Consider the following 17,901-nt stretch of genomic DNA (forward strand, 5'->3'; position numbering starts at 1 on the left):
TACACAGCGGTTCATTAAAATACCCTCTTTAACTTTCAGGAAACGCTACACCATGACCTTGTCATCTTCCGAGCTTTATGCTGCGCAAAAAGACGCCGCTCCCCCTCGTACCAGTTAACTGATTTATCGACTGGAAGATCGCCCACCACTGCCGCAAACGCTGTTTGCCGCCGGTCGGCATCTGTTGGAGATGTTTGTGGCGGTGATCACCCCGGCTCTACTGATCTGTCAAGCACTGGGTTTACCGGCACAGGATACTCAGCACATTATCAGCATGTCGCTGTTTGCTTCTAGTCTGGCGTCTATACTGCAAATCAAAACCTGGAAGCCGGTGGGTTCCAGCCTGCTATCGATTCAAGGCACCAGCTTTAACTTTGTTTCGCCGCTGATCATGGGTGGCCTGGCGTTGGAAAACAGCGGTGCCGAACAGCGCGGCCATGATGGTCGCGCTGTTCGGCACGCTGATGGTCGCCTCCTGCACCGAGATCATGCTGTTAAGGGTGCTGTATCTGGCACGCCGCATCATTACTCCATTGGTCTCCGGCATCGTGGTAATGATTATCGGCCTGTCGTTTATTCAAGTAGGGCTGACCTCCATCGGTGGCGGCTATGCCGCAATGAACAATCATCGTTTCGGCGCGCCGGAAAACCTGCTACTAGCCGGTGTAGTGTTGGTGGTGATTATCCTACTAAACGGGCAGTGCAATCCCTACCTACGCGTTGCCTCGCTGGTAATCTGCTACCTGCTGGCTTGGGCGATGGACATACTACCAGCCCGTGAACGGGTGTCCCAGACAGCAGCCATCACCCTGCTAACACCGCTTTACTATGGCCTGGGTTTTGACTGGAACTTGCTGTTGCCGCTTATGAGGTTACTTCGCTAGAAAACATCTGAGACATCACTGCCACCTCCGATGTCTCCGAACAGCCAGTCAGTGGCCCGCTGTGTATGAAGCGTCTGAAAGGCGGTGTGCTCGCCAACGGACTAAATTCTATGTTATCGGCGGTGTTCAACACCTTCCCAAACTCTTGCTTCGGCCAGAACAATGGGGTGATGCAACTGACCGGCGTTGCCAGCCGCTAAGTTGGCTTTGTGGTGGCGCTGATGCTGATGGCATTAGGGCTGTTCCCGGCAGTAGCGGGTTGCGGCCAGCATATTCCTGAACCCGTGATCGGCGGTGCTACCATCGTGATTTTCGGCACCATCGGTGCCTCCGGTGTACGTATTGTGTCACGCGAACGCCTGAACCGCCGTGCCATCATGATCATGGCGCTGTCGCTGGCCGTTTGCATAGGCGTATCCCAGCAACCGCTGATCTTGCAATTCGCGCCGGATTGGCTGAAAACTTTGCTGTCTTCCGGCATTACCGCCATCGTGCTAAACCTGGTGTTCCCGCACGAGCACAAAAACCCCGATTTTGATTAATCGGCCGCTCACCGACCATTTTCTTATTTTTTTATCAGATTATTGCCCTTGAGCTGCCCGACCAATTGCGGCATAAACAGGGTATCTTTTTGACCGCTACGGGTGTAGGCCATGAAGTTTATCGGGAAACTATTGTTGACGTTGCTGCTTCTCGCGCTGCTGGCCATCATGCTGCTATTCATGGTTGGGCAAACCCGCTGGGCGGCAGGCTGTCTGAGCAGTTGGATCAGCGACAATAACGAATACCGCTTTTCAGTAGGGAAAATTTCGTACTCGTGGTAGCAAACGGACCAAATTAGGCTGGAGGACGTCCAACTGACGGAGAGCAACCAAGCGTTGGGCGCCAAACGGATCGATCTTGGCATCAGCCTGCGCCAGATCACCGAACCGCGCTATTTTCACCACGTCACGCTACACGATGGCACCCTTAACATCCAATCACAGGCGACAGCGCTACCGCTGCAAGCTGATGTGCTACAACTGAGAAACATGGCGCTGCAATCTAGCGATGAGTACTGGCAGCTCAAAGCACAAAAGGTCAATGCCGGCATCACGCCCTGGCAACCTAAGGCCAACCATTCATTTGGGGAGAACAACCAATTTCAATTTAGCGCTGGCTCGGTGACGCTAAACGGCATCCCGGCCTCGCAGGTGTTAATACAGAGTGAACTGAAGCACAACCAGCTCCAGCTAAACAACGTCGGTGCTGATCTGGCACAGGGCAACCTGACCGGAGCCGCAAGCCGCGCCGCCAACGGCAGTTGGCAGGTAGAACGTCTGCGGTTGAGCCGTGTGCGTATGCAAACGCCGCTGATACTGGAACAGTTGATGCAACGCTTCAGTACGTTGCCAGCATTCACCCTCTAACACATTGACCTGATCGATGCACGCTTGGAAGGTAAGGAATGGGCGTTCAATAACGTCGACCTTTCTCTGCAAAATATCAGCGTTGGATAGGGCGACTGGCGCAGCCAGGATGGTTCGCTGAACTTTAATGCCAGCTATATGATCAACGGCGATTTCCACCTGATCGATCCCATCATAACTCTGCGGCTGTCATCTGCTGGCATCGCTATCCAACAATTCATCACCCGCTGGGAAGGGGCCCTGCTCACCTTACCCATCAACTGGCGCGAATTGTGGCTGCAACCGTTGACAGCATGGCTGGCGGAGGTTTATGTCAACAAGCTGACCACCAACCGCAACCTGATCATCGATATCAATCCTTATTTCCCATTCCAGATCACTGCGCTGGATGGCTACGGCAGTCACTTACTGTTGGCACGCAATCATCAGTGGGGCTGGGGTAGCGCGCTGAACCTGAACGGTAGCGAGGCCACCTTCAACAAAGTCGACGTGCGTCACCCTTCGCTAGCGTTGAACACCGACATTGGGCAGATCAACGTCACCGAGCTTAGTGCCATCATGGTGCCGCAAGGATTGTTGGGGGCCGAGGCCACGGTAGATAAGCGGCCGGGCAAGCCGTTTCAGTTATCGCTGAACGGCCGCGCGGTGCCGATGAATATTTTGCAACAGTGGGGATGGCAGCCGGTGCCGCTGACCGGTGACGGCAACCTGCAACTGCGGCTGAAAGGGTTATTGAACAGCGAGCAGCCATTCAAAAGCTCACTGCAAGGTACACTGATGGTCACCGCCAGCGACGGCCAAACGGTCAATCAGCCGTTGCCGTAGCGCAGAAACGATTCTCCGCCGGTGACACTAGGTAAGTACCTTCAAATAGCGCGCCTTTGTTATCGTCACCGAACAAATGCACTTCGGCCTGCACGCGAGCGCGGAGGCCGCGCGCAAGGCGAGCCAGATCGCCACTCAACCAGCCAAGATCCGCCACCGCCCGTGGTCGTCCAGTGATTGGTTTGCTGTAGCGGATATGCGCATCCGCCAGAATAATGGTACCGCCCAGATGGCATTCGCGCAGCAGCAGCCAGATAAGCCCCCAGGCGGTCAAGGTAGCCAACGAGAACAAGCTGCCAGCGAACAGCATATGGTGTTGGTTCTGGTTGCCAATCTCCGGCATGGTGGTAACAAAGCGCTGGCCGGTGTACTGGTTGATGCGCACACCCATCTTTTAACTCAACTGAATGTAATCATACCAAGCCTGCTGCAACTGGCCGCACCATTCGGGGCGGTGCAGTTTATCGTCCAGCGTCGCCACCGGTTTGATCAAAAGTGGCGGATCGGGGTAGCTTGCAAAGTGGTGATATCACCCTGCTTGACAAAGCCCAGCTTGGCGAAAAAGTCCACTCCGTCCTCGCGGGCACTACACACCACCCGCTTTACGCCTTCCTGACGTGCAACCGACTTGAAGGTCATCGCCACCAGTGTACCTAGGCCTTTATTTTGCACTGTTGGGTTTACCGCCAGGAAGCGGATCGCCACTTTGTTATCGGCATTGATAGACAACCGTCAAATAGCGAAAATTTTCCAGACCTCGTCCACCACCATTCGGTGATGTGCCATGGCGTCATAGGCATCTTTTTCTGACCCCACCGGCTGGTGTAGCGGTTTGCGCAGCATTTCCCAGCAAAATTGGTAATATTCCTTCAGTTCTTGTTCTGACACTGGAACTCGTAGCTGATACATAGACGCTTTTTCTCTCTGAATGCTTATACCTGTAGCCAGAATGTCACTGGCCCATCGTTCACCAACGCCACTTGCATGTCGGCGGCAAACTCGCCGGTCTGAGTCTCTATACCGCGCTCGCGGCACTGACCAACAAAATGCAGATACAAGCTTGCGGCTTCCAGCGGCACCGCACCGCGCGAGAAACTGGGCCTCATGGCTTTCTGGGTATCCGCCACCAGAGTAAACTGCGACACCACCAGCACGCTCCCCCCCGCCTGCTGCACGTTGAGGTTCATCTTGTCGTTCTGATCGACGAAAATGCGATAACCTAACACCTGTTCGCACAGGCGGTCTGCTTTTTGTTCGTTATCGCCTTGCTCCACACCCAGCAACACGAGCAACCCGGAACCTATCTTGCCGACCGTCTCCCCCTTAACCACCACGCTGGCGCTTAACACCCGCTGAATTAACGCGATCATATATCCCTGCCCTTCTTGTTGCCGCTGCTGTTGTTCCGCCTTTGCGGTTCACGATATTCCCCGCAGGAGTCGGTGATTTCCGCGCCGAGTAACACGATACACCAGCAAACAACACTAACACCACCATGACCAAATACCTGCGCCTAATACCGCTCCACTTTCGTTAAGCCAGGTTTATTGCCTGGGAATGGTGAGGCGGCTTTCATAAAATGACGGCTTTGTTGAATAAATCGGATCTGGAATAAAGAGTCCCGTGAATGGGCAGCTTTCAGGCAAGGCGTACACTTTCTGGCATACCGGCGAGCGGCATCTTGTTTAATGCACAGATCATGGCCAGCGCCTCTGCTTGCCCATCATAATCTCGCAGAGACAGGTGACCAAATAGCTATTTTACTCTGTACCTCGCTGTTGCCGCTATCGAACGTCGGTGGTAGCCTGTGATACTTTTCCACCGTGTGTTGTCTCGGGTAAGGCGCTGGTTCGCCACTGCTTGATTTCGCTCTGCATAGTCTGCCGACCAATAACGGGCTCCGCTGCTGGGCGGTATTAACGCCTTGAGCTTCTTGCCCCTTAACTCATCATCACACACTCGCGTATCCTAAGCCCGATCCGCCTAGGCGACTTTGATTTTACGGTACCTCTGACGGATGAGACCTGGGAAGGCTTCTATATCGGTGACATTGCTCAAGGAAAGGTCAGCACAGATGACCTCATGTGTTTCTGTATCTACGGCCAAATGCAGTTTTCGCCAGATCCGCCGTTTTTCCTGACCATGTTTTTTTGCCATCCACTCCCCTTCACCCAACACGTTGAGCCCGCTAGAGTCGATAACGAGGTGCGCAATTTCACCTGGCGTTGGTGTTTTAAACGGGACATGGCCGGACTTCGCCCGCTTACTGATGCAGGTGTCGTCCGGGCAGTTCAACGGCACTTTGATCAGTGTGACAATGGAGTCGACAAAGCCCTGGATGGCGCGAAGTGTCAGGCCGAAAATCCGTTTCAGCATCAATACGCTGGTGATTGCCATATCGGAATAATGTGGTGGGCGACCACGCAGAGAAGGTTTTGCCTCGCAGTACCAGGCGTGAAGTGCCGTTTCATCCACGGAGAAAGTGAGTGAACCCCGAATGATAAGGGCGTTGTTGTAAGCCTTCCAGTTGGTGATGTTGAACTTTTGCTGGGCCACGGAATGTCGCTATTTTGAAAGAAGGAGAGTGATCTGATCCTCGTCCCGGCCAAATGTTCGATTTATTCAACAACGCCCCTATTTGAACCAGGACAGCGCGCAACAACCCGCGCGTATAGGGAGTATGAGAGGATAGTGAGCACTGCCCAGGTCAAAAATGGCAAATAAATAGCCTAATGGGATAGGTTCTTAGGCGGAGCGTGAATTGTATCGCCATACCGCGTGGCGTAGCCTCAATATGCGGCGATCACAAAATAAGGAAGACGATGAAAAAGGTAGCCATTATAGGTTTGGGTTGGTTAGGCATGCCGCTGGCCTTGTCGCTGATGAGTCGTGGGTATGAGGTGGTAGGCAGCAAAACCACGCCGGACGGCGTCGGGGCGGCGCGCATAAGTGGCATTGAATGTTATCAGTTGGTGCTGACACCGGAACTGCTCTGCGAGCCGGGCGATTTGGACTCGCTGCTGCGCGTTGATGCCCTGGTGGTGACGTTGCCCGCCCGGCGCAGCATTGCAGGCAGCGAGAACTACTGCAACGCGGTGCGTATGCTGGTGGACAGCGCTCTGGCCAGCGGTGTGCCGCGAGTGATTTTCATTAGTTCTACCTCAGTGTATGGCGAAACCGTCGGCATACTGCGCGAGGATTCGCGGCTACGACCGAGCACGCCATCGGGGCGGGTATTGGCCGAACTGGAACGCTGGCTGCATGTACTGCCTCACACCTCGGTGGACATTCTGCGGTTAGCGGGATTGGTGGGAGTTGATCGTCATCCTGGCCGTTTCCTGGCGGGCAAAATTGATGTCAAGGGGGGATCGCAGGGGGTTAACCTGGTGCATCAAGATGATGTGATCGCGGCAATTCAACGGCTGCTGAAACTACTGAAGGGGGGACATGTGTATAATATGTGCGCACCGAACCACCCCGCCCGGCAGGATTTCTACCCAGCGATGGCTCAACAGCTACATCTGGAACCGCCGCAGTTTGCCGACGAAGCGGAGCACGGCGCACGGCTAGTAGATGGTAGCCGTATTTGCGACGAACTGGGGTTTGAGTACCAGCACCCCGATCCCGCGCGTATGCCGGTCAGTGAATGACTTAGATCCTAATGGGGTAGTAGCTTAGGCGGTGTCCCGTCATCGTCCAATACTGGCTCACAGGCAATTGCCGGATACAACCTAACGTTTCTTGTCTGCTCAGCGTTGCTAGCGGCACACCTGCCGACCGTGCTCTGCCGCCAACGCACCCAGTTCCTTGTCGGGGTTGATCACCGTAGCGCTATCGACGTATTGCAGCGTCGGCTGGTCGTTAATTCAATCGCTATAGCCGTAGCTTTGTTCGAACTTCAGCGTTGGCTGCTGCGCCAGCCATTGCTGTAGGCGGATAACCTTGCCCTGCTGATAGGTCAGAGTGCCGTAGATATTGCCAGTAAACCAGTTATCGACCACCTCAACGCCGATCGCCAGCGCACCCTTTGTGCCAAGCTGTTCGGCGATCGGTGCCACCAAATGTTCGCCGTTAGCAGAAATCACCAAGATGTAATCACCACGCTCGCGGTGCCATTGTAAGCGTTGGCTGGCGGCGGGGTGAACGCGCTGCAGGATATCGCTGCAGATATAGCGTTGCACACAACCGGCCACCATCTGGGTGTTCAGGCCGATCAGCGGTGCCAGCGTAGCGCTCATGTAATCTTCCATTGATAGCTTGCCCTGATAATAGAGCCGCATCAGTTGCTGTTCCTGTAATTCCAGCTCTGCCGGTGCGACCCCCTGAGCAACCAGCCAGCGGATCTACAGGCTGGCGCTGTCAGTATCAATTAGGGTTTCATCCAGATCGAATAAGGCTAAATTCATCAGTATTTCTCCGTCATGTCAGTGAAGGGGGCCACATAAAGACTAGCGTATATCACACGTTACTAACCCCCAGCACCGGTGAAAGGATCAAATTAAGCAGGCGCTATAAGGTTGAAGGTATGCATTACCGAGTGCGTCACACCACTCACTGAGCGGCTGATTGACGCCACTAGCACTTGCTGCAAATCGGCGATTAGATCATCTGCATCCTCAATCTCTAGTGATAGCCGCAGCAATTTTTTAACAAAGGTGATTAGCCGATCAGGCTGAACAAGATAGCGGAGATGGCGATTAACCCCATCATAACCACAAACAGATTGCTGATGTGGCCGCGGTACTTGCGCATGGCGGGCACTTTATGGATAGCGTACATCGGCATCAGGAACAGCAGCATGGCGATGATCGGGCCACCGAGAGTTTCGATCATACCCAGGATGCTGGGGTTCAGGGTAGCGATCAGCCAGGTGGTCACCAACATGAAGATGCCGGTAATGCGGTTAAGCTTGGTGGTGCTGATGGTTTTGTTGTGGCTTTTTATCGATTTGTTTATCAGGCCGTTGAAGCCTTCACGTGCTCCCAGGTAGTGGCCGAGGAAGGATTTGGTGATGGCGACGAAGGCGATAATCGGTGCAATGTACTCGATCATCGGGTTGTTAAAGTGGTTGGCCAGATAAGACAGAATCGAAATGTTCTGTGCTTTGGCTTCCGCCAGGTTTTCCGGCGACAAGCTCAGCACACAGCTAAATACGAATAACATCACGGTCAGCACCATCATAATATGTGCATAAGCCAGGATGCTTGAACATTTTTTCTCGGCGTTTGTACCGTATTCTTCACGCTTGGCGACTGCAAAGGCAGAGATGATCGGTGAGTGGTTGAAAGAGAACACCATGACCGGGATCACCAGCCACAGCGTCATGATCAGGCCATTGCCAATAGTATTGATTGAGACAGAAAGCGAAACGTTCTCGAAGATAGCACCGCTCCAGTGAGGGATCAGGTACAGAGCCAGCAGCATTAGCACGGCAACAAATGGGAATACCAGGATGCTCATGGTTTTCACAATGGTTTGTTCACCGAAGCGCACGATGGTCATCAGAGCGACGATCAACATCAGCGACAGGATGGCGCGTGGTGGTGCGGGCACACCCAACTGGTGGACGATGAAACTATCGACAGTGTTGGTGATTGCTACACTGTAAACCAGCAGGATCGGATAGATAGCGAAGAAGTACAGCAGGGTAATTAATTTGCCTGCGCTGATGCCGAAATGCTCTTCCACCACTTGAGTAATGTCTTCACCGGGGTTTTTACCGGACAAAACGAAACGGCAAAGGCCACGGTGGGCAAAGAAGGTCATTGGGAAGGCGATGACTGCCATGATCAGCAGGGGAATCAAACCGCCGATACCTGCGTTGATTGGCAAGAACAGTACGCCGGCACCGATGGCGGTGCCATACAGGCCCAACATCCACATGGTGTCCGTTTTACGCCAGGCACGGGTGGAGCGATAAGCCGCAGAGCCAAGGGGGCCGGTCTGTGTAGTGTCCATAAATATCTCCGAAGTGAACACGTTAATTTAAGGGTAAGAGCGCCTAAGGCGATACGCAATATCAGATAATGTTCTACGGTAAGATATTGATTTACAGTATAAAAAATGGTAATGCTGCATTTCAAATGCGCGATATGGGCATTTATCTACCTTTTTATCAGTTTTTCATGCCTGTGCTGTGGGTTTGTGCAATATAATATGTTGTGCTGAAAGCACCTCTAGGCAACGGTAGGTCGATCCGATGTGGTCAGTCAGTAACCTGGTAAAACGTTGCTCGCCAAATCAGCCAAGCAATATATTTTAAGAGTGATTTATGATCTAGCTAAAAACCCGAATTAATTGGGTTTAGTGATGCGAGTCACATTCAATTTTAGTTAAGGCTCCATGCATCTCATTGCTTTTAGATGTTTTTATAGGAGATTTCATCATAGCGGATGATTTGGCGACAGGGCGAAAGGAGTAGCCACGCCTAATTCAATTCACTACGGGTTGGGTGTGATAAACAGCGGACGGTAACCCCCCTGCTACGTTGTACAGCTATGCTTTCACCCAACCTTTGCGGATGGCGAAGATAAACAGGAAACGGTACAAACGCGTCAGTTTGGCAGCGATAATGCCGCCAAACAGGTTCCATACCCATTGGGCAAGCAGACAGCCGACCAGACCTAACAGAAAACCACCGACCATGTCTAATGGCCAGTGTACGCCGAGATAGATGCGTGACCAGGCGATGCCCATCGCGACGATCATCAGCAGCCCGCCGAGCCAGATCCGATACCAGAATAGGAGTGCCAGCGCAAAGGTAAAGATGGCGGTACCATGATTGCTGGGAAAGGAACTGTCTGGCGCGTGTGCTAGGAAGAGATAGCCGATGCCAGCGACGAACGGCCTTTCGTGCGGCAACAGCTTGCCGATAGCAGCGGCGGCAAGCATGGCAAATAACAGCGCAATTGTCGTTTTGGCTACCACTTCACGTTGTGATATCAGTTGGCTTTGCGGCCCCCATAGCCATAAGCCGACGAGCAACGGTGGCACTAGGGCGATCGTATCGCGCGCCAGAAAGGTGGCGACGTCGAGAAGCCATTTGGAAGACGCTGGGCTAGCATTGATCCAGGCGAAAAGAAGATAATTCAACCGATCCAAAACCTTTACCGTCCTATTAATTGCCAATTGACCAGGCCAAAACTACCCACCTGCTGATAACCCGTAGGATAAAACCTTTCAATTCTAAAAGGATACAACCAAGGAGTAAAGTCAGGTACTTTTATTTGGGCATGTTGTTAATACTTTATTTAAAGCTTATCCCAGTAGACGCATATTGTTGCAGTCAGTTTGCATAGGGACAGCATGCAACAACCGGCGGGTACAGGGAGCATATTAGGAGGGTGAGCACTGCCCAGGGGCGTTGTTGAATAAAAAGTAGCTAGGATCGTAGGTGGAGATCTCCAAGGGTTTACCCACCAGCGGTTGTGGTTCTGCTAGTGGCAGCACAAATTCCAGCACCGCCTGATTGCCCCTTCGCGATAGGTGGTATTCAGTCGGCAAATTGAGGTATTTCACCGGTTTACCATTGCGATAAATATCGGTGAAATAATGTTGGCCTAGTACGTTGGCCATGACTTGCGCAGCCAGCTTTTTCCGAACGACTGAATCACTTTTGGCGTTCTTTGCATCATACAGCAAATCCGCTGAGGTGATTTCATCCATTACCCACACCATTTTCAACCCGACCAGCCGTTGATCCTTAGCCACAAAGGTAGTGTTCATATCAATAAAGCTGTGCGGGTGAGCAGCAGCGTTGGCACTGAACAATAGGTATACCCCAACCAGAGCACCATGTAACTTCATCGTCAAAGGATTTTCACCCTGTTATCAAAGCGGCGCTCATCTCGAATATCGATGAAAACACTGCGGACTGGACATCTTCCTGTATGCTCAAAGGGGAGAGAATGGCTCCCCAGAAATGAAACGGTAAAACAGGATTTGCATAGAGCGCGCTTACTTGTAAAGCGAGCAGCACGGGATGCCACAATTAACTGCCTCGCCAAAACCTGTCCCAATAGGGTGCTGGTCTGTTAACACTGATTAACTCAGCGCCGAGGCAGTTTCACTGTGAGTTTGGAACTATGCGCGTAAACCGGCAAGCGGGCGCAGATATCCAACACTTTCTTCTTGGTGCGTTCGATGGTGGCGTCGTCGTTGATGTTGTCTAGTACATCACAGATCCAACCGGTCAGTTCACGCACTTCAGCCTCTTTGAAGCCACGGCGCGTCACCGCCGGGGTGCCGATACGCACGCCAGAAGTCACAAACGGGCTTTTCGGATCGTTTGGCACACTATTTTTGTTGACGGTGATATTTGCGCGCCCCAGAGCGGCGTCAGCTTCTTTACCAGTCAAATTTTTGTCAACTAAATCCAGCAAGAACAAGTGGTTGTGGGTACCGCCGGAAACCACTTTATAGCCGAGTTGCAGGAACACTTCCACCATCGCCTTGGCGTTGTCGGCTACTTGCTGCTGGTAAATTTTGAACGCTGGCTCCATTGCTTCTTTCAGCGCCACCGCTTTGCCGGCGATCACATGCATCAGTGGGCCGCCCTGGCCGCCAGGGAATACTGCTGAGTTCAATTTCTTATACAATGCTTCATCGCCCCCCTTCGCCAGGATCAGGCCACCACGTGGGCCTGCCAGGGTTTTGTGGGTGGTAGTGGTAACGATGTGTGCATGCGGCACGGGGTTCGGGTAGACGCCTGCGGCGATCAGACCAGCAACGTGTGCCATGTCAACAAACAGGTAAGCGCCAATGCTGTCAGCGATTTCACGCATTTTTGCCCAATCGATGATGCCGGAGAAAGCAGAGAAGCCGCCGATGATCATTTTTGGCTTGTGGGCCTGTGCTTGCTTAGCCAGATAGTCATAATCGATCTGGCCTTTTTCGTCGATGCCGTAAGGCACCACGTTGTACAGTTTGCCGGATAGGTTGACCGGAGAGCCGTGGGTCAGGTGGCCGCCGTGCTCCAGGCGCATACCCAGAATAATGTCGCCTGGCTGCAACAACGCAGTGTAAACAGCGAAGTTAGCCTGGGAGCCGGAGTGCGGTTGTACGTTGGCGTAATCTGCGCTGAACAGTTCTTTTGCGCGGTCAATAGCCAATTGCTCAACAATATCCACATATTCGCAGCCGCCGTAGTAACGATTGCCTGGATAGCCTTCAGCGTATTTATTGGTCAGTTGTGAACCCTGAGCCTGCATGACGCGCGGGCTAGTGTAGTTCTCAGACGCAATCAGCTCGATGTGTTCTTCCTGACGCACTACTTCTTGCTCCATTGCACGCCACAGTTGTGCATCGTAATTGGCAATGTTCATTTCACGTTTTAACATCCGGAATATCCTAACTTTAATCTGCTAACTAAAAAATCACCCAATAACACCCCATGTGGGTACTGAACCACAGTGTAAACTGTTTCCCTCTAGCGAGGATAGGGCTTGACAGAGGTTTTTACGCAAACGATTGGCATAGGATTCCACAAGATTTGGATCCGATAAATCTCCCCTACCAGCAACGAACTTTTCCTCATGTTCAGGATGCGGTTTTTTCATATTCTGTGCGCCTGATCGTTGGCTGGAAAAAACCGTAATAAAAACAGGGTAATTTACCTGCGCAGCCAAATCTAATAACTGTGCAGCCAAATATAATTATATGCATTTAAAATACATTATTAAAAATCGCCTTTAAGGAGCGCTTCCGTTCTGGACAGCCAAACCATCGCCACCGTCAAATCCACTATTCCTTTGCTGTCTGCCACCGTGCCAAAGTTGACCGCCCATTTCTATGATCGCATGTTCGCGCATCACCCTGAATTGAAAGATATTTCAAATATGAACAACCAACGTAACGGCGATCAGCGCCAAGCGCTGTTCGACACCGTCTTCGCCTATGCCAACAATATCGAAAACTTGGCGCTGCTGCTGCCAGCAGTGGAGCGCATCGCACAAAAACATACCAGCTACAACATTCAGCCCGATCAGTATGATATTGTCGGCAGCCACCTGCTGGCCACGCTAGACGAGATGTTCAGCCCAAGTCAGGAAGTGCTGGACGCCTGGGGCAAAGTATATGGCGTGCTGGCCAAGGTCTTTATCCAGCATGAAGCGCAAATTTATCAGCAAAGCTAGACCGACAACGGGGGTTGGCGCAATCTGCACACCTTTTGCATCGTCAAAAAACAGCCACAGAGCAATGTAATTTGCAGACTTCAGCTAGCACTGGTCGATGGCGGCCAGGTGGTTGACTTCAAACCAGGCAAGTATCCGGCAGTCTACATCAAGCACGACAGCCTGGAGTACCAAGAAATCCGCTAGTACTCGCTGACCACCGCGCCAAACGGCAATTTTTATCGCATCGCGTGCAAGCGTGAAGATCAGGGTAAGGTATCCAACTATCTGCATCAGCAGGCATAGGAAGGCGATGTGATTTATATTACCCCGCCACACGGCGACTTTTTTCTTTAAGCCTAAGCGGAAACGCCGATCGCGCTGATCTCCGCCGGCGTTGGCCAGACGCCGAGGCTCAGCATGTTGCATGCCTTGCACGACAGTCAGCATCAGGCGGAAATCCACTGGCTACACGCGGCAGAAAACGGTGCCGTTCACGCCTTTGCCAGCGAAGTGGTAGATATCGCCGGGCGCATGCCACATCTGGTATCGCCAACCGGGCGCAGACGATGTGGAAGGACGCGACTATCACCGCCAGGGATTGATGGATCTCAATGCCCTGAGTGGCGCGCTGAGCAACCCGCAAATGCACTACTATTTCTGCGGCCCGGTACCGTTCATGCAGCACCTGGCTAAACAGTTGCTGGCGATGGGTGTGGAGGCCGAACGTATCCACTATGAATGCTTTGGCCCGTATTAAAGTGCTGTAATCAATCAGGGCGCGGTTTGCCAACCGCGCCCTGTCATTATTTCTGTTGCAGCCTGCGCATCTCCTGCGCCAACGGCTCGATTATCGACGCAACCTGGTTGCCCCCATTCCCCGTAAATAGCCATCAGATCAGTGGCCTACTGGTCGTTCAATGCCCAGCCGTAGCCCGCGTCGTCGGCATTCAGCCCTCCACCTACAGCGTGGTCAGCAGGTTGTCTTGTCATCACCGTCGCAGTCGGAATGGGGTTGAAGTATTTTGGCCGTACAACGCGTACATCTCTTCTGCGCTCATCTTGACGTGCGAGGTAATACACCAGGAGGCCGAGAACTACCCACGTTCTCGCTGGCCGCGCTAGATAGACAATCGCATTAGATCGCTTCTTCGTCTTGTTCGCCGGTTCTAATACGCACTACACAGGCCACATCGAAGACAAAGATCTTGCCATCACCAATCTTGCCGGTTTGAGCGGTCTGCATGATGGTTTCCACGCAGGTATCGACGATATCGTCAGCCACTACGATCTCAATTTTCACTTTAGGCAAGAAATCGACCATGTATTCAGCACCTCGGTACAGCTCGGTGTGACCTTTTTGACGGCCAAACCCTTTCGCTTCAGTCACTGTCATGCCGGTAATGCCGACTTCAGCTAAAGCTTCTCGGACATCATCCAATTTGAACGGTTTGATAATCGCATCGATCTTTTTCATCTTCCTTTTTCCTCCCTTTCATTACCAATTTTTGTGGCCAAAACCCGATGTGATGGGATAGCGGCGGTCTTTGCCGAAGTTACGGGCAGTGATACGCGGCCCAACAGCAGCCTGACGCCGCTTGTACTCATTGATGTCCACCAGGCGGATCACTTTACGCACGATAGCCTCATCGAACCCTTCTGCCACCAGATCGGCGACCGATTTGTCGCCCTCGACATAGCCCTCAAGGATCGCGTCCATAATATCGTAAGGCGGCAGGCTGTCCTGATCGCGTTGATCCGGTGCCAACTCGGCGGAAGGCGGACGCTCAATTACCCGTTGCGGGATCACGTAAGAAACGCCGTTACGGTATTCTGACAGCTTGAACACCAGCGTTTTCGGCACGTCTTTCAGCACATCAAAGCCACCAGCCATATCGCCATACAGCGTGGCGTAGCCCACTGCCATCTCACTTTTGTTACCGGTGGTCAGCACGATGATGCGGCGCTTATTGGATAGTGCCATCAGTATCACACCACGACAGCGCGCCTGGAGATTTTCTTCGGTGGTTTCGCGTTCGGTACCAGTAAACATCGGCGATAACTGCCCGATAAAGGCATCGAACATCGGTTCGATGGAGACAATGTCAAATTCCACGCCAAGAATTTCGGCTTCCTCTTTGGCATCGGCGATGCTGATATCTGCCGTGTAGCGGAACGGCATCATCAGCGCCTGCACGCTATCTTTGCCCAACGCATCGACGGCGATCGCCAGCGTCAGTGCTGAGTCAATACCGCCTGACAGCCCCAGTACCACGCCATTGAAACCGTTTTTGGTCACATAATCGCGTACCGCCAGCACCAGTGCTGCATACACCTGAGCCAATTGAGGCAACTGGGTAGCCAGTGCGCTCATCGGCACCACATCTAACTGGTTGAATTCAAGCTGAGCCACCTGCTCTGTAAAAGCGGCCAAGCGGTGGGTCATGTTGCCAACGGCGTCAAATACCTTGGAGCAGCCGTCAAAAATCAGTTCATCCTGCCCGCCGATCTGGTTCAGGTAGACCAGTGGAAGATGAGTGCGCTGGCAGTGACCAACCATCAGCATATGGCGGATGTAAGGCTTCTCGTAATGGTACGGTGAGGCGTTGATCGATAGGATCATTTCAGCACCGGCAGCCTTGGCAGCGTCAATCGGCTCCGGGAACCACAGATCTTCGCAGATTAGCAAGCCCAGACGGTAGCCCTTCAGCTCCACCACGCATGTTTCGCTACCGGCATGGAAATAGCGCTTCTCGTCGAATACGCCATAGTTCGGCAATTGTTGCTTGAAGTAACGGTTCAGCAAACGCCCCTCGGCAAATAGCGACAACGCATTGTATAGCTTGTCGCCTTCACGCCACGGGTGGCCGACCAGGATCGCTACATCACTCGCAGCCTGCTGCAAACGCTGCAACTGCGCGGCACAGCGCTGATAGAAATCGTTGCGATATAGCAGATCTTCCGGTGGATAACCACACAGCGCCAGTTCGGTGAACATGATCAGATCAGCGCCCGCCTCCTGCTGCTCTTGCGCGATTTGCAACATACGTTCGGTGTTGCCTTCAATATCGCCGACCAGCAGGTTAAGCTGGGCCAATGCGATGGAAAGTGATCTGCTCATTGTTTACCATCCCGCTTAATATGTTACATAGGGTTCTATGGTGGATGTTGCCACGAAAAAGAGGACGGAGTGTAGATCATTCCGCCCGGTTTGTTGAGATGCCTGCATGGGAAGGCGCTCGCAAGAAAACATCATTCTTTAAAATCGTTAGCGTCCAGGTCATGACGCGACAGCAATTTATAGAACTCCGTGCGATTACGGCCTGCTATGCGCGCGGCTTGGGTCACGTTACTTTTTGTGATTTGTAGCAGCTTGCGCAGATAGTGCAATTCAAACTGATTGCGCGCCTCGACGAGGTGCCGAGGTCAACGCTACGCAACGCTAAATGACGTTCACCAATTGGCGCACATTGCCCGGCCAACTGGCTGTGATCAGCCGTTTCATGGCACCAGAAGAGAAACTACGCACCAACGGTTTGTGGCGAAGGGAGGACATGCGTAGCAAATGGTTAGCCAACAGTGGGCTATCTTCGGTGCGTTCATTCAGTGCCGGGATCTTTATGTTGACTACGTTCAGACTGTAGTAAAGGTCTTCACGGAATTCATTTTTCGCCTTCGGCAGATTGCGATGGGTGGCGGAGATAATACGCACGTCGATGTCCAGATCGCGGTTGCGGCGCAGTGGGCCTACTTTGCGTTCTTTTAGTACGCGCAGTAACTTGACCTGTAACGATAACGGCATATCACCGATTTCATCAAGGAACAGCGTGTCACCTGTCGCCGCCTGGAATAGTCCTTCTCGGTTGCTGACTGCACCGGTAAAAGCCCCCTTGAAATGACCAAATAATTCCGACTCCAACAGTTGTTCCGGCAAGGCAGCGCAGTTAATAGCGATAAAGGCTTTCTTGGCGCGTGAGCTAGCACCGTCGATAGCCTGGGCTAGCACTTCTTTGCCAGTGCCACTCTGGCCGTTGATCAATACGCTGACGTTGGACAGCGCCACCATTTTCGCCTGATCCAGCAGGCGCAGAATCAGCGGTCTGCGAGTGACGATGTCTTCACACCAACTGTAATCGCTAACCGGTGCCGACTGAGACAGCGCTTCATCGATGGCCTGGTACAACGCATCCAGATCCACCGGTTTGGTCAGGAAGCTGAATCCCCCAGGTTGGGTAGCAGCCACCGCATCCGGGATCGAACCGTGGGCGATAAGAATGATCACCGGCATGCCCGGCTGATGTTTCTGGATCTCAGCAAACAGAGCCATGCCGTCCATCTCGTCCATCCGTGGATCGCTTATCACCAAATCAATCTGTTCACGCGATAGCAACCGCAACGCTTCTTGGCAGCTTTCCGCTGTGGTGACGTGAAAACCTTCGCTGATCTAGCGCATGCCCAGCAGTTTGAACAGGCTGGGATCGTCGTCAACCAATAGCAGATTGGCCGATTTGCATGCTGTCATTGCGCGTGAGATCCGTTGTTGGCAGGGGGCGGGACGGCGGTATCTTCTGGTGCCACTGGCAGTGCGAAGCTATTTTCCGGCGAGCTTTTTGGATCAGCGCCCCTCACGGGAGCGCTGTTGTTAACTGTGGCATCGGCCTTTAGTTGTAC

General features: G+C 52.8%; 9 protein-coding genes and 8 pseudogenes. 4 read left to right on the forward strand and 13 right to left on the reverse strand.

The genetic code is table 11. The annotated features are described in order from the left end of the window. Positions 1-118 precede the first annotated feature (118 nt). A pseudogene (locus AACL06_RS04725) lies at positions 119-1,426 on the forward strand (nucleobase:cation symporter-2 family protein). A gap of 23 nt (positions 1,427-1,449) precedes the next feature. Here AACL06_RS04725 and AACL06_RS04730 read toward each other — a convergent pair. Next, entirely contained in the window at positions 1,450-1,662 is a 213-nt protein-coding gene (locus tag AACL06_RS04730; RefSeq protein ID WP_339038503.1) for a hypothetical protein, read from the reverse strand. A gap of 58 nt (positions 1,663-1,720) precedes the next feature. On the opposite strand from AACL06_RS04730, the pseudogene AACL06_RS04735 reads away from it, so the two are divergent. Continuing rightward, positions 1,721-3,118 (forward strand): annotated as a pseudogene (locus AACL06_RS04735) (AsmA family protein). On the opposite strand, the pseudogene fabY reads toward AACL06_RS04735, so the two are convergent. The 4 genes and pseudogenes from fabY to AACL06_RS04755 form a co-directional block, all read right to left on the reverse strand. Then, a pseudogene (gene fabY / locus AACL06_RS04740) lies at positions 3,099-4,027 on the reverse strand (fatty acid biosynthesis protein FabY). The pseudogenes AACL06_RS04735 and fabY overlap by 20 nt on opposite strands. A gap of 23 nt (positions 4,028-4,050) precedes the next feature. Further along, positions 4,051-4,488 carry a D-aminoacyl-tRNA deacylase gene (dtd, locus tag AACL06_RS04745; RefSeq protein WP_339038122.1) on the reverse strand — a complete coding sequence of 146 codons (438 nt, stop codon included), beginning with the start codon at positions 4,486-4,488 and terminating at the stop codon, positions 4,051-4,053. A gap of 268 nt (positions 4,489-4,756) precedes the next feature. Continuing rightward, positions 4,757-5,653: pseudogene (locus AACL06_RS04750) on the reverse strand (IS5 family transposase). Continuing rightward, positions 5,586-5,747, reverse strand: a complete 162-nt coding sequence (locus tag AACL06_RS04755; RefSeq protein WP_339038125.1) for a hypothetical protein — start codon at positions 5,745-5,747, stop codon at positions 5,586-5,588. The pseudogene AACL06_RS04750 and the gene AACL06_RS04755 overlap by 68 nt, the downstream one beginning before the upstream one ends. Positions 5,748-5,940: 193 nt before the next feature. Between AACL06_RS04755 and AACL06_RS04760 the strand changes: the two genes are divergently transcribed. After that, the gene (locus AACL06_RS04760; RefSeq protein ID WP_339038127.1) at positions 5,941-6,768 is read left to right on the forward strand and encodes an SDR family oxidoreductase; all 828 of its coding nucleotides are present in this window, start codon (positions 5,941-5,943) and stop codon (positions 6,766-6,768) included. 108 nt (positions 6,769-6,876) lie between these two features. Here the strand turns inward: AACL06_RS04760 and AACL06_RS04765 are convergent. From AACL06_RS04765 to glyA, 5 genes and pseudogenes are all read right to left on the reverse strand, one after another. Then, a pseudogene (locus tag AACL06_RS04765) lies at positions 6,877-7,524 on the reverse strand (HAD family hydrolase). Positions 7,525-7,777: 253 nt separating this feature from the next. After that, positions 7,778-9,076 (reverse strand): HAAAP family serine/threonine permease, encoded by a 1,299-nt coding sequence (locus tag AACL06_RS04770; RefSeq protein WP_339038129.1) that lies wholly within the window; start codon positions 9,074-9,076, stop codon positions 7,778-7,780. A gap of 537 nt (positions 9,077-9,613) precedes the next feature. Beyond that, entirely contained in the window at positions 9,614-10,219 is a 606-nt protein-coding gene (ybjG, locus tag AACL06_RS04775) for an undecaprenyl-diphosphate phosphatase (RefSeq protein ID WP_339038131.1), read from the reverse strand. Positions 10,220-10,489: 270 nt separating this feature from the next. Then, positions 10,490-10,924: pseudogene (locus AACL06_RS04780) on the reverse strand (DUF1007 family protein); the annotation flags it as partial. 242 nt (positions 10,925-11,166) lie between these two features. After that, a complete protein-coding gene (glyA, locus tag AACL06_RS04785; protein WP_339038133.1) occupies positions 11,167-12,456 on the reverse strand; it encodes a serine hydroxymethyltransferase in 1,290 nt (429 codons plus the stop codon). 369 nt (positions 12,457-12,825) lie between these two features. Here glyA and hmpA point away from each other — a divergent pair. Further along, positions 12,826-13,990, forward strand: a pseudogene (hmpA, locus tag AACL06_RS04790) (NO-inducible flavohemoprotein). A gap of 378 nt (positions 13,991-14,368) precedes the next feature. On the opposite strand, the gene glnB reads toward hmpA, so the two are convergent. The 3 genes and pseudogenes from glnB to AACL06_RS04805 form a co-directional block, all read right to left on the reverse strand. Further along, positions 14,369-14,707: a nitrogen regulatory protein P-II gene (glnB, locus tag AACL06_RS04795; RefSeq protein WP_339038135.1), complete on the reverse strand. Its 339-nt coding sequence runs from the start codon at positions 14,705-14,707 to the stop codon at positions 14,369-14,371. Positions 14,708-14,728: 21 nt separating this feature from the next. Continuing rightward, a complete protein-coding gene (locus tag AACL06_RS04800) occupies positions 14,729-16,351 on the reverse strand; it encodes an NAD+ synthase (protein ID WP_339038137.1) in 1,623 nt (540 codons plus the stop codon). A gap of 131 nt (positions 16,352-16,482) precedes the next feature. Continuing rightward, positions 16,483-17,752 (reverse strand): annotated as a pseudogene (locus AACL06_RS04805) (sigma 54-interacting transcriptional regulator). Between the last annotated feature and the right edge of the window lie 149 nt (positions 17,753-17,901).

This window comes from Serratia symbiotica (Periphyllus acericola) (assembly GCF_964019515.1).
Classification (GTDB): Bacteria; Pseudomonadota; Gammaproteobacteria; order Enterobacterales; family Enterobacteriaceae; genus Serratia; species Serratia symbiotica_D.